This window comes from Azonexus sp. (assembly GCF_049652925.1).
In the GTDB taxonomy this organism is placed as follows: domain Bacteria; phylum Pseudomonadota; class Gammaproteobacteria; order Burkholderiales; family Rhodocyclaceae; genus Azonexus.
In genome coordinates this window covers 445,220-469,576 of record NZ_JBASFI010000040.1, presented here as the reverse complement: position 1 = coordinate 469,576, position 24,357 = coordinate 445,220, and the positions used below count along the sequence as shown (strand labels likewise).

25 protein-coding genes are annotated in these 24,357 nt (G+C 60.4%); 17 read left to right on the top strand and 8 right to left on the bottom strand.

The window, feature by feature from the left end; translation table 11 throughout:
• Positions 1–14 precede the first annotated feature (14 nt).
• Entirely contained in the window at positions 15–656 is a 642-nt protein-coding gene (gene pyrE / locus WBK19_RS20915; RefSeq protein ID WP_511292996.1) for an orotate phosphoribosyltransferase, read from the top strand.
• Positions 598–1,293, top strand: coding sequence for a hypothetical protein (locus WBK19_RS20910; RefSeq protein ID WP_511292995.1), 696 nt, complete (start codon positions 598–600; stop codon positions 1,291–1,293). The genes pyrE and WBK19_RS20910 overlap by 59 nt, the downstream gene beginning before the upstream one ends.
• Here the strand turns inward: WBK19_RS20910 and gatB are convergent, their stop codons facing one another.
• The 4 genes from gatB to gatC are packed head-to-tail and all read right to left on the bottom strand — an operon-like array spanning position 1,294 to position 5,036.
• Positions 1,294–2,748 (bottom strand): Asp-tRNA(Asn)/Glu-tRNA(Gln) amidotransferase subunit GatB, encoded by a 1,455-nt coding sequence (gatB, locus tag WBK19_RS20905; protein ID WP_511292994.1) that lies wholly within the window; start codon positions 2,746–2,748, stop codon positions 1,294–1,296.
• 13 nt (positions 2,749–2,761) lie between these two features.
• On the bottom strand, positions 2,762–3,295 hold the full coding sequence (locus WBK19_RS20900; protein ID WP_511292993.1) for a hypothetical protein: 534 nt from the start codon (positions 3,293–3,295) through the stop codon (positions 2,762–2,764).
• A 2-nt stretch (positions 3,296–3,297) separates the two neighbouring features.
• The gene (gene gatA / locus WBK19_RS20895; RefSeq protein WP_511292992.1) at positions 3,298–4,752 is read right to left on the bottom strand and encodes an Asp-tRNA(Asn)/Glu-tRNA(Gln) amidotransferase subunit GatA; all 1,455 of its coding nucleotides are present in this window, start codon (positions 4,750–4,752) and stop codon (positions 3,298–3,300) included.
• Entirely contained in the window at positions 4,749–5,036 is a 288-nt protein-coding gene (gatC, locus tag WBK19_RS20890) for an Asp-tRNA(Asn)/Glu-tRNA(Gln) amidotransferase subunit GatC (protein WP_511292991.1), read from the bottom strand. The genes gatA and gatC overlap by 4 nt, the downstream gene beginning before the upstream one ends.
• A 101-nt stretch (positions 5,037–5,137) precedes the next feature.
• Here gatC and WBK19_RS20885 point away from each other — a divergent pair, with 101 nt between their 5' ends.
• From WBK19_RS20885 to WBK19_RS20860, 6 genes are read left to right on the top strand one after another with little or no spacing between them, the layout of a single operon-like run.
• Positions 5,138–6,181 carry a rod shape-determining protein gene (locus tag WBK19_RS20885; protein WP_494649312.1) on the top strand — a complete coding sequence of 348 codons (1,044 nt, stop codon included), beginning with the start codon at positions 5,138–5,140 and terminating at the stop codon, positions 6,179–6,181.
• A gap of 30 nt (positions 6,182–6,211) precedes the next feature.
• Positions 6,212–7,150, top strand: a complete 939-nt coding sequence (gene mreC, locus WBK19_RS20880; RefSeq protein ID WP_511292990.1) for a rod shape-determining protein MreC — start codon at positions 6,212–6,214, stop codon at positions 7,148–7,150.
• The gene (gene mreD / locus WBK19_RS20875; protein ID WP_511292989.1) at positions 7,150–7,671 is read left to right on the top strand and encodes a rod shape-determining protein MreD; all 522 of its coding nucleotides are present in this window, start codon (positions 7,150–7,152) and stop codon (positions 7,669–7,671) included. The genes mreC and mreD overlap by 1 nt, the downstream gene beginning before the upstream one ends.
• A gap of 18 nt (positions 7,672–7,689) precedes the next feature.
• A complete protein-coding gene (mrdA, locus tag WBK19_RS20870) occupies positions 7,690–9,600 on the top strand; it encodes a penicillin-binding protein 2 (RefSeq protein WP_511292988.1) in 1,911 nt (636 codons plus the stop codon).
• Complete coding sequence (rodA, locus tag WBK19_RS20865; protein WP_511292987.1) at positions 9,597–10,709, top strand: rod shape-determining protein RodA; 1,113 nt, start codon at positions 9,597–9,599, stop codon at positions 10,707–10,709. Before mrdA ends, rodA begins: the two co-directional genes overlap by 4 nt.
• Complete coding sequence (locus WBK19_RS20860; protein ID WP_511292986.1) at positions 10,706–11,716, top strand: septal ring lytic transglycosylase RlpA family protein; 1,011 nt, start codon at positions 10,706–10,708, stop codon at positions 11,714–11,716. The genes rodA and WBK19_RS20860 overlap by 4 nt, the downstream gene beginning before the upstream one ends.
• On the opposite strand, the gene WBK19_RS20855 is transcribed toward WBK19_RS20860, so the two are convergent.
• Positions 11,713–12,615, bottom strand: a complete 903-nt coding sequence (locus WBK19_RS20855) for an ATP-binding response regulator (RefSeq protein WP_511292985.1) — start codon at positions 12,613–12,615, stop codon at positions 11,713–11,715. The genes WBK19_RS20860 and WBK19_RS20855 overlap by 4 nt on opposite strands.
• Positions 12,616–12,814: 199 nt before the next feature.
• Here WBK19_RS20855 and ubiU point away from each other — a divergent pair, with 199 nt between their 5' ends.
• The 3 genes from ubiU to ubiT are packed head-to-tail and all read left to right on the top strand — an operon-like array spanning position 12,815 to position 15,196.
• Complete coding sequence (gene ubiU / locus WBK19_RS20850) at positions 12,815–13,822, top strand: ubiquinone anaerobic biosynthesis protein UbiU (RefSeq protein ID WP_511293096.1); 1,008 nt, start codon at positions 12,815–12,817, stop codon at positions 13,820–13,822.
• A gap of 13 nt (positions 13,823–13,835) precedes the next feature.
• A complete protein-coding gene (locus tag WBK19_RS20845) occupies positions 13,836–14,738 on the top strand; it encodes a U32 family peptidase (protein WP_511292984.1) in 903 nt (300 codons plus the stop codon).
• Positions 14,739–14,740: 2 nt separating this feature from the next.
• Positions 14,741–15,196, top strand: coding sequence for a ubiquinone anaerobic biosynthesis accessory factor UbiT (ubiT, locus tag WBK19_RS20840; RefSeq protein WP_511292983.1), 456 nt, complete (start codon positions 14,741–14,743; stop codon positions 15,194–15,196).
• A gap of 66 nt (positions 15,197–15,262) precedes the next feature.
• Here ubiT and WBK19_RS20835 read toward each other — a convergent pair whose 3' ends face one another.
• From WBK19_RS20835 to WBK19_RS20825, 3 genes are all read right to left on the bottom strand, one after another.
• Positions 15,263–15,547 carry a MoaD/ThiS family protein gene (locus WBK19_RS20835; RefSeq protein ID WP_511292982.1) on the bottom strand — a complete coding sequence of 95 codons (285 nt, stop codon included), beginning with the start codon at positions 15,545–15,547 and terminating at the stop codon, positions 15,263–15,265.
• A 111-nt stretch (positions 15,548–15,658) separates the two neighbouring features.
• Positions 15,659–17,494, bottom strand: coding sequence for a PHA/PHB synthase family protein (locus tag WBK19_RS20830; RefSeq protein ID WP_511292981.1), 1,836 nt, complete (start codon positions 17,492–17,494; stop codon positions 15,659–15,661).
• Between the two features lie 16 nt (positions 17,495–17,510).
• A complete protein-coding gene (locus tag WBK19_RS20825; protein WP_511292980.1) occupies positions 17,511–18,551 on the bottom strand; it encodes an MBL fold metallo-hydrolase in 1,041 nt (346 codons plus the stop codon).
• A gap of 99 nt (positions 18,552–18,650) precedes the next feature.
• Here WBK19_RS20825 and WBK19_RS20820 point away from each other — a divergent pair, with 99 nt between their 5' ends.
• Genes WBK19_RS20820 through WBK19_RS20795 form a run of 6 tightly spaced genes read left to right on the top strand, consistent with a single transcriptional unit; the run spans position 18,651 to position 24,318 of the window.
• Complete coding sequence (locus tag WBK19_RS20820; RefSeq protein WP_511292979.1) at positions 18,651–19,043, top strand: MerR family transcriptional regulator; 393 nt, start codon at positions 18,651–18,653, stop codon at positions 19,041–19,043.
• A 54-nt stretch (positions 19,044–19,097) separates the two neighbouring features.
• Positions 19,098–19,541, top strand: coding sequence for a PaaI family thioesterase (locus tag WBK19_RS20815; RefSeq protein ID WP_511292978.1), 444 nt, complete (start codon positions 19,098–19,100; stop codon positions 19,539–19,541).
• Between the two features lie 31 nt (positions 19,542–19,572).
• On the top strand, positions 19,573–20,745 hold the full coding sequence (locus WBK19_RS20810; RefSeq protein WP_511292977.1) for an isovaleryl-CoA dehydrogenase: 1,173 nt from the start codon (positions 19,573–19,575) through the stop codon (positions 20,743–20,745).
• 54 nt (positions 20,746–20,799) lie between these two features.
• Positions 20,800–21,948, top strand: a complete 1,149-nt coding sequence (gene can / locus WBK19_RS20805; protein ID WP_511292976.1) for a carbonate dehydratase — start codon at positions 20,800–20,802, stop codon at positions 21,946–21,948.
• A 28-nt stretch (positions 21,949–21,976) separates the two neighbouring features.
• Positions 21,977–23,167, top strand: a complete 1,191-nt coding sequence (locus WBK19_RS20800; RefSeq protein ID WP_511292975.1) for an acetyl-CoA C-acyltransferase — start codon at positions 21,977–21,979, stop codon at positions 23,165–23,167.
• A 14-nt stretch (positions 23,168–23,181) separates the two neighbouring features.
• A complete protein-coding gene (locus WBK19_RS20795; RefSeq protein WP_511292974.1) occupies positions 23,182–24,318 on the top strand; it encodes an acyl-CoA dehydrogenase family protein in 1,137 nt (378 codons plus the stop codon).
• Positions 24,319–24,357: the final 39 nt, after the last annotated feature.

The window sequence follows — 24,357 nt, the reverse complement described above, 5'->3', positions numbered from 1 at the left end:
TAGATTGGAAAAATATGGATTTTCGTCAGGATTTCATTGAATTTGCGCTGGGCTGCCAGGTACTGCGCTTTGGCGAATTCAAAACCAAGGCGGGAAGGCTCTCGCCCTACTTCTTCAATGCCGGTTTGTTCAACGACGGCAATTCGCTTGGCCGCCTCGCCGAATTCTACGCGAAAGCCGCCGAAGCCGGCGGTGTCCAGTTTGATATGCTGTTTGGCCCGGCCTACAAGGGCATTCCGCTGGTCGCCACGATCACCATGGCCATGGCCCAGCGAGGCCGAAATTATCCCTTCGCCTACAACCGCAAGGAAGCCAAGGATCACGGCGAAGGTGGCAACATTGTTGGCGCCCCCCTCACCGGCCGGGTGCTGATCGTTGACGACGTAATTTCGGCCGGCACCTCGGTCCGCGAGTCAGTCGAACTGATCCGTGCAGCCGGTGCCACCCCGGCGGGCGTATTGATTGCGCTGGACCGCCAGGAACGCGGCCAGGGCGAACTGTCGGCGGTTCAGGAAGTCCAGCGCGACTATGGCATCCCGGTCATCGCAGTGGCCGGGCTCAGCGACCTGATGTCCTTCCTGGCCCACCACCCGGAATTTGCCACGCACCGCGATGCCGTCACCCGCTATCGGGAGCAGTACGGTATCCATGCGTAAATGGCTCCTTGCTCCACTGTTGTTGATTTCGCTTGGCTCGGCGCAGGCGGCGGGAGAATTTTACTGCTGCCATGACCCAAGCACAGGTCGCCGCGTCTGCGGCGACACGTTGCCGGAGCAGTGCCGGGGGCGCGCCTATCGCGTGCTGGACAGCGGTGGCAATATCGTCAAGGAAGTTGGTGCTGCGCTGACGCCCGAACAGAAAGCCGAACAGGCTCTTGAAAACCAGCGGCGCAAACAGCTTGAAAACGCCAGTCGCGAGCAGCGGCGGCGTGATCAGGCATTGCTCGATACCTACGCAATGCCGGAGGACATCGATTTGGCTCAGCGCAAGGCCGAGGCTGACGTTAACCTGGCCATTCTGGCGACGATTGGCCGCATTGACGAAGCGCGAACCAAACGCAAGAAGTTTGAGGATGAGGCCGAGTTCTACAAAAAGAAAGCATTGCCGCCGGACCTGGAGCGGGATTTGCGCGCCATTGACCACGAGATCAGGCTCCAGCAGGAGTTGCTCGACATCAAGAGGCGGGACTTCGCCGTTATCAAGGCCAAGTATGACGCCGACCGCAAACGCTATTACGAACTGACCCGCCGGTCGCCGCCCGCACCAAGCGGTACGGCGCAGCCCGTTCGCTGATCAGCCAGCCAGCTTCTGCTTGAGCAGGTCATTGACCTGCTGCGGATTGGCTTTGCCCTTCGCCGCCTTCATGACCTGACCGACCAAGGCGTTGAAAGCCTTCTCCTTGCCTGCCTTGAACTCGGCGACATTGGCGGGATTGGCCGCCAGAACTTCATCAACCAATGACTCGATAGCGCCGCTGTCGGTGATCTGCTTCAGGCCCTGCTTGTCGATAATCTCGTCAGCCGTCGATCCCTCGCCACTCCACAAGGCCTCGAAAACCTTTTTGGCAATGTTGTTGGAGATGGTGTTGTCGGCGATACGCAGGATCAGACCGGCCAGTTGGGCTGCCGACACCGGCGATTCGGCGATATCCTTGCCATCCTTGTTGAGGCGGGCAGCCAAATCGACCATCACCCAGTTAGCGCAGGGCTTGGCGTTCTGCTTTCCGGCGATTCTCACGGTCAACTGGAAAAAAGCGGCAATTTCGGAATTTGCCGTCAGCGTCGTCGCATCGTAATTCGACAGCCCGAATTCGCTGACGAAGCGCTCGCGCATCTGCACCGGCAATTCCGGCAGTTCGCTCTGGACGCGGGCAATCCATTCGCTCGAAATGACCAGTGGCAGAAGGTCAGGATCGGGGAAATAGCGGTAGTCATGCGCGTCTTCCTTGCTGCGCATCATGCGGGTTTCACCGCTATCCGGGTCGAACAGCACGGTGGCCTGCTCAATCCTGCGACCCTCTTCGATTTCGTTGATCTGCCACTGGACTTCGAAGTCGATGGCTTCCTTGAGGAAACGGAAGGAGTTCAGATTCTTGATTTCGCGCCGCGTGCCGTATTCAGCCTGGCCTTTCGGGCGCACGGAAACGTTGGCGTCGCAGCGGAACGAACCTTCCTGCATGTTGCCGTCACAGATGCCGATCCAGCGCACCAGCGCGTGCAGCGACTTGGCGTAGGCGACAGCCTCGTCGGACGAACGCATGTCCGGCTCGGAAACGATTTCGAGCAGCGGCGTGCCGGCCCGGTTGAGGTCGATGCCGGATTTGCCCTGAAAGTCTTCATGCAGCGACTTGCCGGCATCTTCTTCGAGATGGGCGCGCGTCAGACGGACAACTTTTTCATATGCCTTGTCACCCTGGCCAACCTGCAGCGTGATGTTGCCGCCAACGACGACCGGCAGGTCCATCTGGCTGATCTGGTAGCCCTTGGGCAGATCCGGGTAAAAGTAGTTTTTGCGGGCAAAGACCGATTTCTGCGCGACTTCGGCACCAATGGCCAGGCCGAAGCGAATGGCGCACTCGACGGCCTTCTTGTTGAGCACCGGCAAAACACCCGGCAAGGCGAGGTCGACCGCACACGCCTGGGTATTCGGCTCAGCGCCGAAGGCCGTCGAGGCGCCCGAGAAAATTTTCGAAACCGTCGCCAGTTGCGCGTGCGTTTCGATACCGATGACTACTTCCCACTGATTCATGGCTTTTTCCGTTTCAGAAACACTGCCCGCTCTTCGCCTCGACCATGATCGGCCAGAGATAGTCGAAGGCCTGCCCATCGCAGGACTTGGGACAACTGTTGAATGCAATCGTTACTTTTGGCCCCTGCTCCCACATGCGAACCAGGCAATCCGACTGTTTCTTGTGGCGCAGCAAGGCTTGCGGCATTTTTTCTATCTGCTCGAACTCGTTGAGGTCAAAGCGGCAAGTGCCGTGCCCCTTCATGCTGACCTGGGCGACAAAGGTCTTGACCTGGGCTTCCTTGACCAGCAGGTCGAGTCGCGTCTGCGTGCCAATGGCATCGCGATGCGTACAGCGCGAGCGGACATTGAGCGGTCGTGTCGGCTGCGGTTTGAGGTTACGGTTGGCCAGATACTTGAGCGTCGAGTTCTTGAACTTCGGCTCCTTGCTTTCTGCCGCCGGCTTGTCGATCACAGGCTCTTCGGCAGCAACGATTTCCGGCTGCTTTTCGACCTCGGCACAACCGGCCGCTGCCAGAACGACAACAAGCAGCAGACGCCGCAGCATGCCTATTCGATGGCCGCCCGACGCTGATGCCAGTCGGTCGCCTGCTGATAACGATGAGCTATGTTGAGCAAAGCACCTTCGGCAAAGTAATTGCCGATCAATTGCAGACCAACCGGCAAACCGCCGACGAAACCGCAGGGAATCGACATGCCGGGCAGACCGGCCAGATTCACGGCAATCGTGTAGATGTCCGAGAGATACATCTGGACCGGATCGGCGGCTTTTTCGCCGAGCTTGAAGGCGGTCGACGGCGAGGTCGGCCCCATGATCACGTCGCAGGACTTGAAGGCTTCGACGAAATCATTGGCGATCAAGCGGCGGATGCGTTGCGCCTGCAGGTAGTAGGCATCGTAATAGCCATGCGACAACACATAGGCGCCAATCATAATGCGCCGTTTGACCTCGGCACCGAAGCCCTGGGCGCGGGTCTTTTCGTACATCTGCTCGAGATTGTCGTACTCGGGAGCGCGGTAACCATAACGGGCGCCATCGAAGCGCGACAGGTTGGAACTCGCTTCGGCCGGCGCTATGACGTAATAGGCCGGCACCGACAAATGCGAGTTGGGCAGCGATACTTCAACGGTCGTGGCGCCGAGTTTTTCGTATTCGGCAATCGCGGCGCGCACGGCAGCCATCACCTCGGCATCGCAGCCTTCGCCGAAGAATTCCTTGGGCAGGCCAATGCGCAGGCCGTTCAGCGGCTTTTCCAGATCGCGGGTGTAATCCTCAACCGGACGGTCCAGCGAGGTTGAATCGCGCTCGTCGAAGCCGACCATGGTATTGAGCAACAACGCACAATCTTCGGCGCTGGCCGCCATCGGGCCACCCTGATCGAGCGATGACGCAAAGGCGATCATGCCGTAACGGGAAACGACTCCGTAAGTCGGCTTGAGGCCGGTCAGGTTGCATAGCGCAGCCGGCTGGCGGATCGAGCCACCAGTGTCGGTACCGGTCGCCGCTGGCGCCAGACGGGCAGCAACGGCAGCGGCCGAACCGCCGGACGATCCGCCGGGAACGCGGCTGGTATCCCAAGGATTACGCACCGGGCCGAAAAACGAGGTTTCATTTGACGAACCCATGGCGAATTCGTCCATGTTCGTCTTGCCGAGCGAAACCAGACCGGCTTCGGCGTGCATTTTATGAATGACCGTCGCATCGTAGGGCGAAACGAAATTGGCCAGCATTTTCGAGCCGCAGGTCGTCGTCCAGCCTTCGGCGCAGAAGATGTCCTTCTGGGCAATCGGGATGCCGGTCAGCGGGCCGGCCGTGCCGGCGGCGATACGGGCATCGGCGGCCAATGCCATTTTCAGGCTTTTTTCCCGGTCGACCGTGACAAAGGCGTTGAGCGTCGGATTCAGGCGCTCGATACGATCAAGAAACAGCGTCGACAACTCGACGCTCGAAATCTGCTTGGCGGCGAGCGCCTGCGCCAGTTCCTTGAGGCTTTTGTTGATCATTCAATCACCTTCGGCACGAGATAGAGTCCGGCTTCGACGTCCGGGGCAACGGCCTGATAGGCGGCACGACGGTCGCCCTCGGTAACGGCATCCTCGCGCAGGCGCTGGCTGACATCTTGAGCATGCGCCATCGGTTCGACGCCGCGGGTATCGACAGCCTGCATCTCCTCGATCAACTGGAAAATGCCATTGAGGTGACCTTGGGTGGTCAGTGCCTCGTCATCGCTGATCTCGATTCGGGCGAGATGGGCGATGCGTTTAACCTGTTCTAGTGTGAGCGACATGGGGTCCGGAGACTTTATTGCAGCGCACAAAGTCTTAAAATGGAAAGCGTTATAAGGTATCATAAAAGTTTTCTCTACCGCACCCCCCAAGCGGAGCATACATGTTCGGTTTCCTCAGCAAATACTTCTCGAATGACCTCGCCATTGACCTTGGTACCGCCAATACGCTGATCTATGTGCGTGCGCGCGGCATCGTCCTGGACGAGCCGTCAGTCGTTGCCATCCGTCTCGAAGGCGGCCCCAACGCCAAAAAAACCATCCAGGCTGTCGGCCGTGAAGCCAAAGACATGCTTGGCAAGGCACCGGGCACCATTACCGTCATCCGCCCGATGAAAGACGGCGTCATTGCCGACTTCACCGTCACCGAGCAGATGCTCAAGCAATTCATCAAGAAGGTGCATGACTCGAAGCTGTTCAGCCCGAGCCCGCGCATCATCATCTGCGTCCCTTCCGGTTCGACTCAGGTTGAACGTCGCGCCATTCGTGAATCCGCCCTCGGCGCTGGCGCCAGCCAGGTTTACCTGATCGAGGAGCCGATGGCTGCCGCGATCGGTGCCGGCCTGCCGGTTTCCGAAGCAACCGGTTCGATGGTCGTCGACATCGGCGGCGGTACCACCGAAGTCGGCGTCATCTCGCTCGGCGGCATGGTTTACGCTGGCTCGGTGCGCGTCGGCGGCGACAAGCTCGACGAAGCGATCATCAATTACATCAGCCGCAACTACGGCATGATGATCGGCGAGAACACCGCCGAAAACATCAAGAAAACCATCGGCTCTGCCTTCCCGGGCGCCGAAGTCAAGGAGATGGAAGTCTCCGGCATCAACAAGGCCGAAGGTATTCCGCGCAAGTTCACCATTTCCTCCAACGAAATCCTCGAAGCGCTGACCGATCCGCTCAACCAGGTCGTTTCCGCCGTCAAGTCGGCGCTGGAAAAGACCCCGCCGGAACTCGGTGCCGACATCGCCGAAAAGGGCATGGTCCTGACTGGTGGCGGTGCGTTGTTGCGCGATCTTGACCGTCTGCTGATGGAAGAGACCGGCCTGCCGGTGATCGTTGCCGACGAGCCGCTGACCTGCGTGGCCCGCGGTTGTGGCCTGGCTCTGGAAAAAATGGACAAGCTGGGCAGCATTTTTGCCTCGGACTGACCGTTGACCGCAGCACGACAGGACTGAGCGATGGCCGGCATCGACCACGCGCCTCCACCGTTCTTCAAGCAAGGGCCAGCGCCGCTGGCCCTTCTGACTTTCTACATCGCCGTTTCGCTGGCGATTTTCGTTGTCGACCTGCGTTTCAAGAGTCTTGAATTGCTCCGCCAGAGCATTGCACTGGTTGTAGACCCGGTGCAGCGCGTCGCCCAGACACCCGGCAGTCTGGTCGACTATGCCGCCAGCTATCTGCAAGGCATGCGCGGCCTGCAGCAGGAAAACAACGAGCTGAAACACGCCCAGCTCACCACCGCTCCCAACCTGCAGCGGCTGGCCCAACTGGAAGCTGAAAATGAACGGCTGCGCAAGCTGCTGTCGGTCAAGGAACGTGAAAAGGCCAACGGCCAGGTAACGCAAATCCTGTACACCGCACGCGATCCTTTCTCGCGCAAGATTATCGTCGACAAGGGCCAGCAGGCAGGCATCGTGACCGGACAGCCAGCCATTGACGAAACCGGCGTCGTCGGCCAGGTCACCCGCGTCTTCCCGTTCTCGGCCGAAATCACGCTGATTACCGACAAGGATCAGGTGGTGCCGGTGCAGATCGTGCGCAGCGGCCAGCGCTCGGTCGTTTTCGGCCTCGGCAACGGCCAGCTCGAACTGCGCTACATGCCGGCCAATGCGGACATCCAGATCGGTGACGTACTGGTCACGTCCGGACTTGACGGTATCTACCTGCCCGGCTTCCCGGTTGCCAAGGTGGTCAATATCGAACGCGACAGCGCCTATTCATTCGCCCGCATTTTCTGTGTACCGATCGCCGGTGTCGAAAACTTCGGCGAGGTGATGGTCCTCGACCCGCGCCAACCCTTGCCACCAGCGCCGCCGGAATCGACAGGGCGGCCCGGCAGCAGCGACAAACCCGGACTGGGTGGCAAGAAAAAGAAAACCATGGGTAAGGGAAACTGATGCAACCGACCTTTTCCTCTTCGCGCATTCTGCAGCCGGTTCAGCCCTGGTTCATTTTCTTCAGCCTGATCGGCGCCGTCGCCCTTAATTTCCTGCCGACGGCTCACTGGCCGGGTGTTCCAGACTGGGTTGCGCTGGTGCTGTGCTTCTGGTGCATCCGCGAATTCCGCCGCGTCGGCATGGGCTGGGCCTTTGTCCTCGGCCTGCTCATGGATGTCGCCGATGGTGCCGTCCTCGGTCAGCATTGCTTCGCCTACGTGCTGCTCGCCTACACAGCCTCTGCCCTGTCACGGCGCATCCTGTGGTTCCCGCTGGTCCAGCAGGCTTTGCAGGTGCTGCCTCTGCTGGTTGCCACCCAAATCTTCCAGGCCCTGATGCGCCTCGCTGTCGGCGCCGATTTTCCGGGCTGGGGCTATTTTATCGGTCCCGTTGTGGCGACCTTGCTCTGGATTCCGGCAACCTTCATCCTGCTCCTGCCCCAGTACCGGCCGGTCGAGCAGGACCCCAATCGCCCGATTTAAGTCCGAGGCAGGCAGTACGTGTCCCATTTCACCAATCCGGAAGCCGATGTTGACCGTTTTCGCTTTCGCCTGGGCATTGCCGCCATCTGCGTCTTGCTGGCTTTCGGCCTGTTGCTCGGCCGCTTTGTCTGGCTGCAGGTCATCCAGCACGATTTTTACCAGACACGGGCCGAAGACAACCGCATTGCACTGATCCCCATTGTCCCCAACCGCGGGGTCATCACTGACCGCAATGGGGTGGTCATGGCCCACAATTACTCAGCCTTTACGCTGGAAATCACCCCTTCCCAAGCCGGCGACCTGGAAGCCACCATCGATGCACTTGCCGAAGTAATCGACATCCAGTCAAAGGATCGCAAGCGCTTCAAGCGCCTGCTTGACGAGGCGAAGAATTTCGAATCGATCCCGATTCGCACGCGCCTGACCGATGGCGAAGTCGCCAAATTTGCTGCCCATCGCTATCGCTTCCCCGGCGTCGAGGTCAAGGCCCGGCTGTTCCGCCAATACCCGCTTGGCGCTATCGCCTCGCACGCCATCGGCTACATTGGCCGGATCACCGAGCGTGATCTGAAATGGATCGAAGAATCGGAAAGACAACCCAACTACAAGGGTACCGATCACGTTGGCAAAACTGGCCTGGAGCAACACTACGAATTCGAACTGCACGGCGAAACTGGATACGAGGAAGTCGAAATTGATGCCGGTGGCCGCGCCTTGCGCAGCCTGAAACGGATTCCGCCGGTGTCCGGCAACAACCTGGCCCTGACCCTGGATGCCAAGTTGCAGCAGATCACCGAGCAGGCTTTCGGCGACCGCAAGGGTTCCCTTGTTGCCATTGATCCGAAGACCGGCGGCATCCTCGCCCTTGTCTCGACACCGACCTACGACCCCAACCTGTTCGTCGACGGCATCACACCCGACAACTGGAAGGAACTCAACGAGCACCCGGACAAGCCGATGGTCAACCGGGCGATCAACGGCGCCTATCCGCCGGGTTCAACCTTCAAACCGTTCATGGCGCTAGCTGCCCTTGAATTGGGCAAACGCACGCCCAATCAGGCGATCAGCGATCCTGGCTACTTCACCTTCGGCAACCATACTTTCCGCGACGACAAAAAGGGTGGCCACGGCAGCGTGGACATGTACAAGTCCATCGTCCATTCCTGCGACACCTATTACTACATGCTGGCCAACGACATGGGGATCGACAATATCTCCAAGTTCATGGGCTCGCTGGGCCTCGGCCAGCGCACTGGTGTCGATCTCGGCAAGGATGATTCCGGCGAATCGAAGGGCGTCCTGCCGTCGCAGGAGTGGAAAAAACAGCGGTTCAAGAAGCCCGAGCAGCAAAAATGGTATGCCGGCGAGACGATCTCTATCGGCATCGGCCAGGGTTACAACGCCTACACACCGATTCAGCTGGCCCAGGCCACCGCCACCGTCGCCAACAACGGCGTGATGTTCCGGCCGCATCTGGTGCATTACCTGATCGATACGAAAACGGGCGAAAAGCGCCAGGTCGAACCGAAGCCGATTCGCGACCTGCAGTTGAAGCAAAGCAACGTCGATGTCATTCGCCGGGCCATGGTTGGCGTCAACAAGGAAGGTACCGGTGCCCGCGCTTTTGCCGGCGCCCCGTACGAGGCCGCCGGCAAGACCGGGACAGCGCAGGTCTTCTCGCTGAAGGGCGCCCAGTACAAGGAAGGCAGCACCAAGAAGGAGTTGCGCGACCACGCCCTGTTCATCGCCTATGCTCCGGCCGACAACCCGAAAATCGCCCTCGCCGTACTCGTCGAAAATGGCGGTTTTGGCGCCCAGTCAGCCGCCCCGATCGCCCGCATGGTCATCGACTACTATCTGCTCGGCAAGCTGCCGGGTGGTGCTGCACCGGAAGATCCTGCGGCCATTGAGGAAGAGCACGAAGAATGATCGACATCGTTGGCACCCTCCGCCGCAGCTGGCAGCAGCTGATCGCCCACATCGACTTTCCGCTCTTTTTCATTACGCTGGCGATCATGGGTGTCGGCTTGGCCACGGTCAATTCGGCCACCTGGGACAGCAACCACCGCATGCTTTCCCAGGCCGGAAACATGGGCATCGCCATGGTCGTCATGTGGTTCGTCTCGCGCCTGCCGCCGCAGAAACTCATGAACTTCGCCATTCCGCTCTATGTCATTGGCCTCATTCTGGTCATCTGCGTCTTTTTCTTCGGAATCAAGGTTAACGGCGCGAAGCGCTGGCTGTCGCTCGGTTTCACCCGTATCCAGCCGTCCGAAATCATGAAGATCGCGATGCCGCTGATGCTTGCCTGGTATTTCCAGAAGTACGAAGCCGTGCTCAAAATGAAGCATTACCTGATTGCCAGCGCGCTGCTGCTCATCCCCTTCGCCCTGATTGCCAAGCAGCCCGACCTCGGTACGGCGCTGCTGGTCGGCGCTGTCGGCTTTTATGTCATCTTCTTCGCCGGCTTGCCGTGGAAGGTGATCATCGGGCTGGTCGTCGCCGGCGCCTCGGCCGCCCCCTTCCTCTGGAACATGCTGCACGACTACCAGCAAAAGCGCATCCTGACGCTTATCGACCCCACCACCGACCCACTCGGCTCGGGCTACCACATTATCCAGTCGATCATCGCCATCGGCTCCGGGGGCGCCTTTGGCAAGGGCTACCTGAACGGCACGCAGACCCACCTCGAATTCATCCCGGAAAAGCATACCGACTTCATCTTCGCCGTCTATTCCGAAGAATGGGGCCTGCTCGGCAATGCCCTGCTCGTTTTCCTGTACACCCTGCTCATCGGCCGCGGCCTGATGATTGCCTCCGGCGCCCCGACGCTGTTCTCGCGCCTGCTCGCCGGCGCCATCACGCTCGGTTTCTTCACCTACGCCTTCATCAACATGGGCATGGTCAGCGGCATCCTGCCCGTCGTCGGCGTGCCGCTGCCCTTCATGAGCTACGGCGGCACGGCGCTGGTGACCCTATTCCTCGGTATTGGCATGCTGATGTCGATCCACACCCATCGGATGCTGGTCAAAAAATGACCCGACTGCTTGTCCCGCTGACCATCGCTTTGTTGCTTGCTGCCTGCGGCAGTGTGCCACCTGCCCCGCAACAGGGTTCCACGGTCGACCGGGAAAAACAACCAAATTTGAAATCGCCGACGCCGACCAGAAAGCCGACTGCCGTCCTCAAGCGCGGTGGCGGCTTCTACAAGGATGACGGCCCGGCCGACGACATTCCGGATGGTCTGGAAGACATTCCGGATGCCGAACCGAAGTGGGAACCGCTGCACAAGCCGGCAACCAAACCCTACGTCGTACTCGGCAAGGAATACATCCCGAACAACGCCCTCAAACCGTACAAGGCCCGCGGCATCGCCAGCTGGTACGGCAAGAAGTTCCACGGTCAGAAGACCTCGATCGGCGAACCTTACGACATGTTCGCCATGACCGCCGCCCACCCGACGCTGGCCCTGCCCTCCTACGTGCGCGTCACCAGCATGCAGAGCGGCAAATCGGTGATCGTCCGCATTACCGACCGCGGCCCCTTCCACGCCGACCGCGTCATCGACCTCTCCTACACCGCCGCCTACAAGCTCGGCCTGATCAACGGCGGCAGCGGCCAGGTCGAGGTCGAAGCGATCATTCCCGGCGAGCTGGCCGGCACTGCCTACGCCCAGGTCACGCCGCCGTCTCGGATAGCCAGCAGCAACGCCGAAAAGGACGAGATCGAGCTACTGGCCAAACGTATGGCGCTCGAGGAGCAGCCGGGGCCAGCAGCGGTTGTAGCAAGCACGAGCAGCGACGCCGGTGTAGCCAAGGGCATCTACCTGCAACTCGGCGCTTTTTCCAGCGCCGACAACGCCGAAAACCTCAAAAACCATCTGGTGCGCGAGCTCGACTGGTTGACCGAAAGCATGCGGGTCAATCCCGCCGGCGGCATTCACCGCGTTCACCTTGGCCCCTACGCCAGCCGCAGCGATGCCGACCGCGTGGCGGAAAAAATCAGCGCCGCGCTCGGCTACCGACCGACCATCGTCAGCCGCTAGGCATCAACCACGTTGTTGACCGTGGCGACCACCACGTTACCGCAGCCCTGATATTCGAGGCTGGAAAAACTCATCATCCTGGCCATGGCAATACCCCGGCCATTCGGGTCAAAAGCCCGCTCCGGATCGAAAGTCAGGAACTTGTTCCAGTCAAAACCATGGCCCTGATCGGTGATCGTAAACACCACGGACTCCGCTGTGCGCTCCAGCCGAATCGTCGCGAAACGCTCGCGAAACTGTGGCAAGGCAAGCCGTCGGGTAATTTCCGCCTCCCAGTCACCCTCCCATTTGAGCAGCGACTTTTCCTGATAACTGACGCCAAGGTTGCCGTGCTCGACGGCATTGACCATCAAGTCGGAAAGCCCGGGGGCAACCACGTCGGGCACCGGACACATGGCAGCGAGGACGGGGATCAGGCTGGTAACGTCGTCCATCGTGACGAAGCGATATTCAACCGTACGAATGAGCTTTTGCGCTTCTTCCAGACGGGCCGCCCGGTTGCGCAATTGGCTGCGCGCCCGGCGATCTTCCATCGCCACGCGAACGATGGAAATCAGCGCTTCCGGCTCGTACGGCTTGGTCAGGTAGTAGTAAGCGCCCGCTGCGAGACCTTCCCGCACCTGGTCCGGCGACGACGCCGCAGTCTGCATGATGACCGGAATATCGGCAAAGCGCGCCTCGCGCTTCATGCGCCGCAAGAATTCCATGCCGTCCAGCTCGGGCATCATCCGGTCGAGAATGACCAGCGAAAAATTGCTCTCCGGCGCGATCAGGCTGGCCCACGCCGCCAGCGGATCGCTGTGCATCTCGAGCGATATCTCCACCTGCTCAAGAAACTCTTCAATAATGAACAGGTTCAACTGTTCGTCATCGACGACGAGAACACGTTCCTTATCCATGCATCAGCCTTCCCGCATCAGCCTTCACTTTTCCCGGCCGCCACCGGCCAAACCCATCGCGCATTTGAATGCTGCTCACCGCAGGCAAACAGGTCATCCGCGAGGTGTGATCCTAGCATGAGCCATCCCTTTGACCAGGATCAATGGCAAAAGTGCGCGGCTGGCTATACTCGCGCGCTTGATATTCCGGATGTCCCAGATGACCTCCCTGCCCGATCTCGTCTGCCCGGCCGGTAGCCTGCCGGCCCTCAAGGCTGCCGTCGACAACGGCGCCGATGCCGTCTATCTCGGCTTCAAGAACGACACCAACGCCCGCAATTTCGCCGGCCTGAATTTCGACGCCAAGACCATGGCCGACGGCATTCGCTACGCCCACGCCAAGGGTCGCGAAATTCTGCTCGCCATCAACACCTTTCCTCAGGCCGGCCGCGTCGCCGACTGGCAAAAGGCCGTCGATGCCGCTGTCGATCAGGGCGTCGACGCCATCATTCTGGCCGACATAGGGCTGCTCGACTACGCCCGCAACCGTCACCCGCGCCAGCGTCTGCATCTGTCGGTGCAGGGCTCGGCGACGAGCTATGAAGCGATCAATTTCTGTCAGCGCGAATTCGGCATCCGGCGCGCCGTACTGCCGCGCGTCCTGACCCTGGCTCAGGTCGAGAACGTCATCAAGAACACCCCGGTCGAAATCGAAGTCTTCGGCTTCGGCAGCCTGTGCGTCATGAACGAGGGACGCTGCTGGCTTTCCTCATATGCCTGCGGCGAATCGCCGAACACCGTCGGCGCCTGCTCGCCGGCCAAGTACGTCAAATGGGACAAGAAGCCGGGCGCCATGGAAACCCGACTCAACGGCGTGCTCATCGACCGTTTCGGCGATGACGAGCCGGCCGGTTATCCGACGCTATGCAAGGGCCGCTTCGAAGTCCAGGGCGAAACCTATTACGCGCTGGAAGAGCCGACCAGCCTCAATGTGCTGGAAATCCTGCCCGACATCATCAAGATCGGCGTCCGCGCCATCAAGGTCGAAGGCCGCCAGCGCAGCCCGACCTATGTCGCCCAGGTCACTAGCACGCTACGCGCCGCGCTCGATTCGCTGCGCGACGGCAGCGAGCGCTTCCACGTCAAACCGGCTTGGCAGGCGGAGCTTTCCAAAGTTTCCGAAGGCAGCCAGGCAACGCTCGGCGCCTACAACCGGCCATGGCGCTGAAGGACAACGCAGCATGAAACTCTCGCTCGGACCCCTGCTCTATTTCTGGCCCAAGGCCGAGGTAATGGAGTTCTACGCCGAAATGGCCGAGAACCCGGCCCTCGACATCATCTACGTCGGCGAAGTCGTCTGCTCGCGCCGCCAGCAGCTGCGCACCACCGACTGGATCGGCCTGGCCCGTGACCTGACCGATGCCGGCAAGCAGGTCGTCGTTTCGGCCCAGGCCCTGCTCGAATCGGAAAGCGACCTCAAGGCGCTGCGCCGGCTGATCGACGAGTCAGGCTGCAAGCTCGAAGCCAACGATCTCGGCGCGGTCAACCTCGTGCACGGCCAGGATTTCGTCGCCGGCCCGCACCTCAATATTTACAACGAGACGACGCTCGCCACCTTTGCCCGTTTTGGCCTGAAACGCTGGGTGCCGCCGCTCGAAGGCACGCGGGCGATGATCGAAGCCTTGCATGCCAGCAAGCCGGCCGGCGTCGAAACCGAGGTCTTCGCCTTCGGCAAGATACCGCTGGCCTTCTCGGCCCGCTGCTTCACCGCTCGCCACTACGACCTGAACAAGGACGACTGCCAGTTCAAGTGCCTCGACCACGCCGAAGGGCTAACCCTCAAGACGCGCGAAGGCCAGGATTTTCTCTGCATCAACGGCATCCAGACCATGTCGGCGCAAAGCTACAACCTGCTGCACGAAATCCCGGAGATGCTGAAAATGGGCATCGACATCGTGCGCATCAGCCCGCAGAAGGATCACATCAACGCCATCATCACTGCTTTCGATACAGCGCGACGCGGCGAGCCGGTGAACGTCGATAGCCGGGACTGGAACAGCAGCGGTCTGGTCGATGGCTACTGGTTCGGCGATGCGGGTATAGTCCAGCATCACACGCAAGCGCTGGCACAACTCGGAGCATGAACATGAACGGCAGCTTCACCATCCCCAAATTCCGCCTGCCCAGCTTCGTCGCCAATCTTGGCCACAAGCTGCCGCAATGGCCGCATGCGCTGGTACTGGTCGCCGGCCTCAACGCCGCGCTCAAAATGAAACTGCTGCCGGAAAGCGAACTGGCCCTGCTCGAAGACAAGCTGTTTCGCGTCCGCGTCCTCGATACCGGCGGCGAGGCTTCATATACCTACGCCAACGGCCTGTTCCGCCCGGTCTTCAAGCCGCAGCGGGAACCCGATCTGGCTTTTGCCGCCAATCTGTCGGCCTACCTGCAATTGCTTTCCCGTCAGGAAGATCCGGATACGCTGTTCTTCAACCGCGAACTGGAAATTACCGGCGACACCGAGCTTGGCCTGATCGTCAAGAACATGCTCGACGCGGTTGAATGGCCGAAATTCTCGGCCAGACTGCCGGTTTTTCGCCACTAGACGAGGCAGCTCCGGCCGACCGCACTCCCACGGTCAACCGGAAATTTCGGTCAAAATCGAAAACCGCTAAACACCGCTGATCGGCACGATACTGAGCGTTTCGGCCAGTTCGATGGGGGTCTCGAGGCCCTGCATTTCACGAATGCTGCGCGGCCCGAGAAAGACGGCGACGCCGGCTTGCAAATCACCTTCCGCCGACATCAGATGCGAACGAATTGCCGGGTACTCATGCCCCACGGCTTCAAGCACTTCGCCCACGGTGTCGCCACTGGCCATGATTTCATGCTGGCCACCGGCAAAACTGCGTAGCGCCTGCGGAATATGAACGGATACGACGGGAGAATCGAACATGATGGGCTTCCTCGCGGTCTGTGTTTGTAAGACAGGCCGGAACAAGCATGGTTCGCCCAATAAAAACGGGAGGCCGCAGCCTCCCGTCGGGTTCTTCAGGCGATACCGCCCTCAGCTTTTCTTCTGCGTATCAAGACGGAACTTGACGTAGGAACCCGGCGCATCTTCGATGACCTTGAGGGTACCGTCTTCCGGCTTGCGTGCCTTGACCTTGGCATCGCCACCCGGCAGGCTGGTCACCCACTGGTTCCAGTGCGTCCACCACGAACCGGCATTCTGCGTGGCACCGGCCAGGAAGTCTTCCGGGCTTTCCGGCAGATCACCATCGGTCGCGTCATTGGTCCAGAAACCGTACTTGTTGGCAACCGGCGGATTGACGATACCGGCAATGTGGCCCGAGCCACCGAGGACGAACTTGGTGTTGCCGGACGGCAGACGGGCACCCATGTAGGTGCTCTTCCACGGTGCGATGTGGTCTTCGATGGTCGAGATGAAATAGCACGGTGTCTTGACCTTACTGATGTCGATCTTGACGCCGCCGAGCGTGATGCCGCCCGCTTCCCTGAGCAGGTTGGCGAGGTACATGTTGCGCAGGTAGAAGCTGTGCATCGCGGCCGGCATGCGGGTCGAATCGGAGTTCCAGTAGAGCAGGTCGAACGGGAACGGATCCTTGCCCATCAGGTAGTTGTTGACCACGAAGGACCAGATCAGGTCGTTGGCGCGCAGCATGTTGAAGGTGCCGGCCATTTCGGAGCCTTCGAGGAAGCCCTTTTCGGCCATGCGTTTTTCGAGACCTTCAACCGCACCTTCGTCAAGGAAGATGCCCAGTTCGCCCGGCTCGGAGAAATCGAGCATGGTCGTGAAGAAGGTGGCCGAGTTGGCGCGCTTGTCCTTCTTGGACGCCATGTAGGCCAGCGTGGTCATGGTCAGCGTGCCGCCCAGGCAGTAGCCAGCCAGATTGACGCTGTTTTCGCCGGTATGGGCACAAACCTGGTTGATGGCTTCGAGCGAGCCTTCGAGCAGGTAGTTTTCGAAGGACTTGGCGGCCAGCTTCTCGTCGGGGTTGATCCACGACATGATGAAGGTGGTGTGGCCCTGGTCGGTCGCCCACTTGACCAGCGAGTTCTTCTCGCGCAGGTCAAGGATGTAGTACTTGTTGATCCACGGCGGAACAATCAGGAAAGGCTTCTTGTTCTGTTCCGGGGTGCTCGGGTTGTACTGGATGAGCTGGAACAGTTCGTTCTGGAAGACCACCTTGCCCGGCGTCGTGGCAACGTTCTTGCCCATTTCGAAGGCCGAGGTGTCGGTCATCCGGATGCGCAGCTGGCCATCACCGGATTCGACGTCATGCAGCAGGTTGTTAAGGCCCTTGATCAGGTTCTGGCCGTTGCTCTTGACGGTTTCGCGGAAAACTTCCGGATTGGTCATGGCGAAGTTGGACGGCGACAGCGCGTCGATGTATTGACGGGTGAAGAAGTTGACCTTCTGCTGGGTCGCTTCGTCCAGACCTTCGGTGCCGGCAACGGTATCGTGCAGGTGACGGGCAGTGATCAGATAGGACTGCTTGACGAAGTCGAACATGAAATGTTCTTCCCACTCTTCGTCCTTGAAGCGATTGTCACCCTTCTTGGGTGCGGCCACCGGGTGGCTGCCCGGCATGCCCATCATCTTCATGCTGGTGTTTTGCCACAGCGAGAAGTAGTCCCACATCATGTTCATCTGGGTCTGGGCCATCTTGTACGGATTGGCCAGCAGACGTGACGACATGTCCATGAAGGCCTTGGCCACGCCAAGTTCGTCGGTCGGTGCATTGACGCCGTCCTTGGCCTTCTTTTCCATGAACTGGGTGATCAGGCGCGAGGCGCGCTGGGCGACTTCGGCGTAGGTCTTGGCCATTTCGGCCGGGTTCGGCAGGTTCATACCCTGGTTTTCGGTTTGCTGCGACATCTTGAAACTCCCTCTGTCAGTGCGTAGCGGCTTTAGACTGCAACCGCGAATAGCGAATCACCCCGTCGGCGCAAATGCTGCGTAACAGCCGACCAGCTTGCTCAAGGTAGTTCAGATGGGCAATTGCCTCGCCCATCGCGAACATGGTTTGGTGTGTATCAAGCGCCCGATTGAACAACACATCGAGCAGCTCGGCTGCGCTCTTCGGCGCTAGTTCACAGCTGTCTTCCAAAGCTTGCAATCGTTCTTCATGATGCGAATGCAGTGCCTGAACCCGCGCCCGAATCCCTGTGAAGGGCAAGCCGTGCGAAGGCAAAACCAGTGTTTCATCCGGAACTTCATCAGCCATTTCGTCCAATGACTCGAGGAACCAGCGTAACGCATCAGCCTTCGGGGTTGCAGCAAAAACGCTGATATTGGTCGAAATTCTTGGCAAAAGCATGTCGCCCGAAATTAACACGCCGAGTTCGACGCAGTAAAGCGCCATATGTTCCGGAGCGTGGCCATGACCTATCAAAATTTGCCATTTTTTCCCGTCGACCGTAGCAATGTCACCGATCTTCAGACGATCATAGTATTCAGGCAACGCCGGGACAGCCTTGCGATAACCGGAGCCGCGTTTTTCAAACTTGGCCAGTTGCTCGGCACCCAGGCCATGCTGGCGGAACTGTTCGACCATGAAACGCGCGCCATGCCCGGCCACCTCGTGCCAGACAACATGCGCCGTCAGGAACTCGCCGGTCGTCATCGACAAGGGCGCCCCGGTCTTTTCCATGAGCCACGTCGCCAGCCCGAGATGATCCGGATGAAAATGGGTGACGATCAGGCGCGTCACCGGGCCGTCGAGTTTTTCCAGTATCTGCGACCACATGGCGCGTACCGCATCGTCGGGAAAGCCGGTATCGACGATCACCCAGCCAGCGCCGTCACGGAGCAGCCAGAGATTGATGTGATCAAGCTGGAAGGGCAGCGGCATGCGCAGCCAGAAAACACCGGGCGCCACTTCGGTCAGTTCGCCGGCGGCCGGCGGGTGTGCGTGAGGAAAATGCAGGGACATGGGAAACCTTGATAGCAAGGCAAACAACTTACCATACGGTAGCGGATTGAAAAAACCCTTCGCATCTGTTTAACTTGGCCGCACCTTGAGGAGACCAATTTGAGCCAAACGGCCACCACCTTCGCCATTTCCGACCTGGCTCGGGAATTCGGCATCACGCCCCGCACCATCCGTTTCTGGGAAGACCAAGGCATCCTGTCGCCCGAACGCGAAGGCAGCAAGCGTGTCTTCACCCGCCGCGACCGGGCGCGCCTGAAAATGGCCTTGCGCGGCAAGCGCCTCGGGCTGTCGCTGGCCGAAATCAAGGACCTGATCGGCATGTACGCCTCGACCGAGGACGAAACGCCACAATTGCTCGAATGCCTGCGCGTCATGGAAAAGCGCCGCGCCGCACTGGAACAGCAGCGCGAGGACATTGAGGCAATGCTGGCCGAAATCTCGGAATTTGAACGCCAGTGCGAACAGGAAGTGGCTCGCCGCAATACTTTGTAAAAAATATTTGATCTCTAGTTGACGTTAACGTCAACGTAAATACAATCACCACCTATGAGCAAAATCGTCGATCCCCACTTTGCCGAGCGCGTCAGCGCCAGTTTTGCCCGTCAGAACGCCATGGAACTGATCCAGGCGACGATGCCGGTCATTGAATACGGCCGGACGGAAATCCATCTGCCGCACTGGACGGGCGTCGAGCAGCAGCACGGTTTCGTCCATGGCGGCGTGGTCGGGATGATTGCCGATTCGGCCGCCGGCTATGCGGCGATGACCGTCGTGCCGGAAACAGCTTCGGTACTCACCGTCGAATTCAAGATGAATCTGGTCGCCCCTGCCGACGGCGAGAAACTCATCGCCCGCGGCAAGGTGGTGCGCCCGGGCAAAACACTGATCATCACCCAGGCCGAAGTCTTCGCCGTGAAAGACGGCCGGGAAACGCTTTGTGCGCTGATGCAGCAGACCATCATGGTCATGCACGGCAAGACCGAAAAGTAATTCAAAAATAACCAGGAACGGAGACAAAACCATGAACATACCCAGCCTCGACTTCGGCCTCGGCGAAGACATCAACCTGCTGCGCGATGCGGTGAAGGCTTTTGCCGACGCCGAAATCGCGCCACGCGCCGCCGAAGTCGACCGCATCAATCATTTCCCGGCCGACCTCTGGAAGAAATTCGGCGACATGGGCCTGCTCGGCATGACCGCCAGCGAGGAATATGGCGGCACCAACATGGGCTATCTCGCCCACATCGTCGCGCTCGAAGAAATCTCGCGCGCCTCGGCCTCCATTGGGCTGTCCTACGGCGCCCACTCGAATCTGTGCGTCAACCAGATCCGCCGCAACGGCACCGAAGCCCAGCGCCAGAAATATCTGCCCAAGCTCATTTCCGGCGACCATGTCGGCGCCCTGGCGATGTCCGAGCCGAATGCCGGTTCCGACGTCGTCTCGATGAAGCTCAAGGCCGAGAAAAAGGGTGACCGTTACGTCCTCAACGGATCCAAAATGTGGATCACCAACGGCGGCGATGCCGACACCCTGGTGGTCTACGCCAAGACCGACCCGAACGCCGGAGCCAAGGGCATGACTGCCTTCATCGTCGAAAAGGGCACGAAAGGCTTCAGCCACGGCACCCACCTCGACAAGTTGGGCATGCGCGGCTCGAACACGTTCCCGCTCTTTTTCGACAACTGCGAAGTGCCGGAAGAAAACGTCCTCGGCGGCGTCGGCCAGGGCACAAAAGTGCTGATGTCCGGCCTCGACTACGAACGCGCCGTGCTGTGCGGTGGCCCGCTCGGCATCATGGCGGCCTGCATGGATGTGGTCGTGCCCTTCCTCCACGAACGCAAGCAGTTCGGCCAGGCGATCGGCGAATTCCAGCTCATGCAGGGCAAGGTCGCCGACATGTATTCGACCTGGATGGCCAACCGCGCCTACGTCTATGCGGTCGGCCGTGCCTGCGATGCCACCGACCACGCCCGGACACTGCGCAAGGACGCCGCCGGTGCCATTCTATATTCCGCCGAAAAGGCGACCTGGATGGCCGGCGAGGCGATCCAGACGCTGGGCGGTGTCGGCTACACCAACGAGTATCCGGTCGGCCGTTTGTGGCGCGATGCCAAGCTCTACGAGATCGGGGCAGGCACCTCGGAAATCCGTAGAATGCTGATTGGTCGCGAACTTTTCGCCGAAACCGCATAAACAGCTCCCGCCGGTGCTTCCGAGCAGGGAGCACCGCAACCAGGAGCTCACAGCATGACCCTTACCCTACGTACCCTCACCGCCAACGATACCGAAGCACTGGAGCAGGTTCGCCAGTACTTCCGGAATTACGCGGCCTGGCTCGGCGTCGATCTGTCGTACCAGAACTTCGACCAGGAAATGGCCTCCCTGCCCGGCACCTATGTTGCGCCGCAGGGCCGGCTGTTCTTTGCCGAGGTTGACGGCCGTCCAGCCGGCTGCGTCGGCGTTCGCCCGCTGCCCGACAGCGAAGGCGTCTGCGAAATGAAGCGCCTTTACGTCGCGCCGGAAGAGCGCGGCCACGGCGTCGGCGCGGCTCTGGCCCTGGCCGCCATCAAGGCGGCCAAGGAAATCGGCTATCGCAAGCTGATGATCGACACTTTGCCCAACATGCGCATGGCCGTGAAGCTCTACCGCGAACTGGGTTTTACCGAAGCGCCGAATTACTACCAGACGCCGATCGAAGGCACGATGTTCCTCGCCCTCGACCTCGACAACTGGTCGGAAGAAGAAATCCGCAGCGAGAACCTGTCGCACCTGTTCGACTTCAATCGCGCCTGGGCTGGCCAGATGCAGGCCGTCGACCCCAACTATTTCGACAAGCTGTCGCAGTTGCAGACCCCGGAATTCCTGTGGATCGGCTGCTCCGATTCACGCGTTCCGGCCAACCAGATCGTCGGCCTGCTGCCGGGCGAGGTGTTCGTCCATCGCAACGTCGCCAACGTCGTCGTCCATACCGACCTCAACTGCCTGTCGGTCATTCAATACGCCGTCGATGTGCTCAAAGTGAAGCACATCATGGTCGTCGGCCACTATGGCTGCGGCGGCGTCGGTGCGGCTCTGCGCCGCGACCGGGTCGGCGTTGTCGACCTCTGGCTGCGCCACGTCCATGACGTCCATAACAAGCACATGGACAACGTGAACAGCTTGCCGGAAGAGCTTCGCCACGACCGGCTGTGCGAACTGAATGTGCTGGAACAAGTGGTCAATGTCTGCCACAACCCGGTCGTCCAGGATGCCTGGAGCCGGGGCCAGCAACTGACCGTCCATGGCTGGATCTACGGCCTCAAGGACGGCCTGATCCACGACCTCGGCATCACCGTCGACCACCCGCAGGATTTGCCTTTCCGTTACGACGCCGCACTGAAAGCGTTGGACGCCTGATTACAACACGCACGCAGGAGAAAACAGCATGAATGACCCGATCGTTATCGTTTCCGCCGCCCGCACCGCCATGGGCTCGTTTCAGGGCGGCTTCAGTGCCCTGACCGCCGCCAACCTCGGTGCCGTGGCCATCAAGGCCGCCGTCGAGCGCGCCGGCATCGACGCCAAGCTGATCGAAGAAGTGCTGATGGGTTGTGTGCTGCAAGCCGGCCAGGGCCAGGCCCCGGCCCGCCAGGCGGCATTGCAGGCCGGCCTGCCGCTCTCGGCCGGTTGCGCCACCATCCACAAGGTTTGCGGCTCGGCCATGAAAGCCACCATGCTCGGCCACGACGGCATCCTCGCCGGCTCCTATGACGTGGCCGTGGTCGGCGGCATGGAATCGATGACCAATGCCCCCTACCTGCTCTCCAAGGCGCGCGGCGGCTATCGCCTCGGCCACGGCCAGATGTTCGACCACATGTTCATGGACGGTCTCGAAGATTCCTACAGCAAGGAAACCCGTGGCCGCCTGATGGGGACGTTTGCCGAAGAGTGTGCGACCACTTACGGCTTCACGCGTGAAGCGCAAGACGAATTCGCCATCCGTTCGACGACCCGCGCCATCGAAGCCAGCAACAACGGTTCCTTCGCCTGGGAAATCGCCCCGACCACCGTCGCCGGCCGCAAGGGCGATGTCGTCATCGACAAGGATGAAGGCCCGTTTGCGGTCAACGTTGAAAAAGTCCCGACTTTGAAGCCGGCATTCAAAAAGGACGGCACGGTGACCCCGGCCAACTCCTCGTCGATTTCCGACGGCGCCGCCGCCATGGTCCTCATGCGCGCTTCGCAAGCCGCCAGCCTCGGCCTGTCGCCGATTGCCCGCATCGTTGCGCACACGACGCACGCCGACACACCTGCCCTCTTCCCGTCGGCCCCGGTCGGCGCCATGCAGAAATTGTTCGCCAAAACCGGGTGGACCGCAGAATCGGTCGATCTGTTCGAAATCAACGAAGCCTTTGCCGTCGTCACCATGGCTGCGCTGCACGACCTCAAGCTCGACCCGGCCAAGGTCAATGTCCACGGCGGCGCCTGTGCGCTGGGTCACCCGATTGGCGCTTCCGGCGCCCGCATCGTCGTCACCCTGCTCGGCGCGCTCAAGAAGTACGGCAAGAAACGTGGTGTTGCCTCCCTGTGCATCGGCGGCGGCGAAGCGACCGCTCTCGCCGTTGAAATGTTCTGAGCGGAGACGGACCGATGATTCTCACGCAAGAGCAGGAAATGATCCGCGATACCATGCGCGCCTTCGCGCAGGAACGCCTCGCCCCCTTCGCCGCCGACTGGGACAGGAACCACACCTTCCCGGCCGAGGCGCTCAAGGAACTCGGCGAACTCGGCGCGCTCGGCATGGTTGTCCCCGAGGAATGGGATGGCGCCGGCATGGATTACATGTCGCTGGTCCTGACCCTCGAAGAAATCGCCGCCGGTGACGGCGCCACGTCGACCATCGTCTCCGTGCAGAACTCGCTGGCCTGCGGCATCACGATGAAGTACGGCACCGACGCGCAGAAGGAAGAATGGCTCAAGCCGCTGGCCCGTGGCGAGAAGCTCGGCTGCTTCTGCCTTACCGAGCCGCACACCGGCTCAGATGCCGCGGCGATCACCACGCGGGCTGACCGCGATGGTGATTTCTTTGTGCTCAATGGCGTCAAGCAGTTCATCACCACCGGCAAGCATGCCCAGATGGCCATCGTCTTCGCGGTGACCGACAAAGCGGCTGGCAAGAAGGGGATTTCCTGTTTCCTGATCCCGACCGCGACGCCCGGCTTCATCGTCGGCCGTACTGAAGACAAGATGGGCCAGCACGCCTCCGACACCGTGCAGATCATTCTTGAAAACTGCCGCGTGCCGGCCTCGGCGCTGCTCGGCAAGGAAGGCGAAGGCTACAAGATTGCCCTCTCCAACCTCGAAGCCGGCCGCATCGGCATCGCCGCCCAGAGCATCGGCATGGCGCGGGCTGCGTTTGAAGCAGCGGTGCGTTACGCCAAGGAACGCGTCACCTTCGGCATGGCTATCATCGACCACCAGGCCGTCAATTTCCGCCTGGCCGACATGAACACACTACTCGACGCCGCCCGCCTCATGGTCTGGCGCGCCGCCCAGCTCAAGGACGCCGGCAAACCCTGCCTGAAGGAAGCCTCGATGGCCAAGATGTTCGCCTCCGAAGCCGCCGAGAAAATTGCTTCCGACGCCATCCAGATCCACGGCGGAGTCGGCTACACGAGCGACTTCCCGGTCGAGAGAATCTACCGCGACGTGCGTATCTGCCAGATTTACGAAGGGGCGAACGACATCCAGCGGCTGGTGATCGGACGCAGCATCGCCAACGAGTAGTCAAACCCCATTGCCACGGTCAACCCGAAAAAAAGCCCA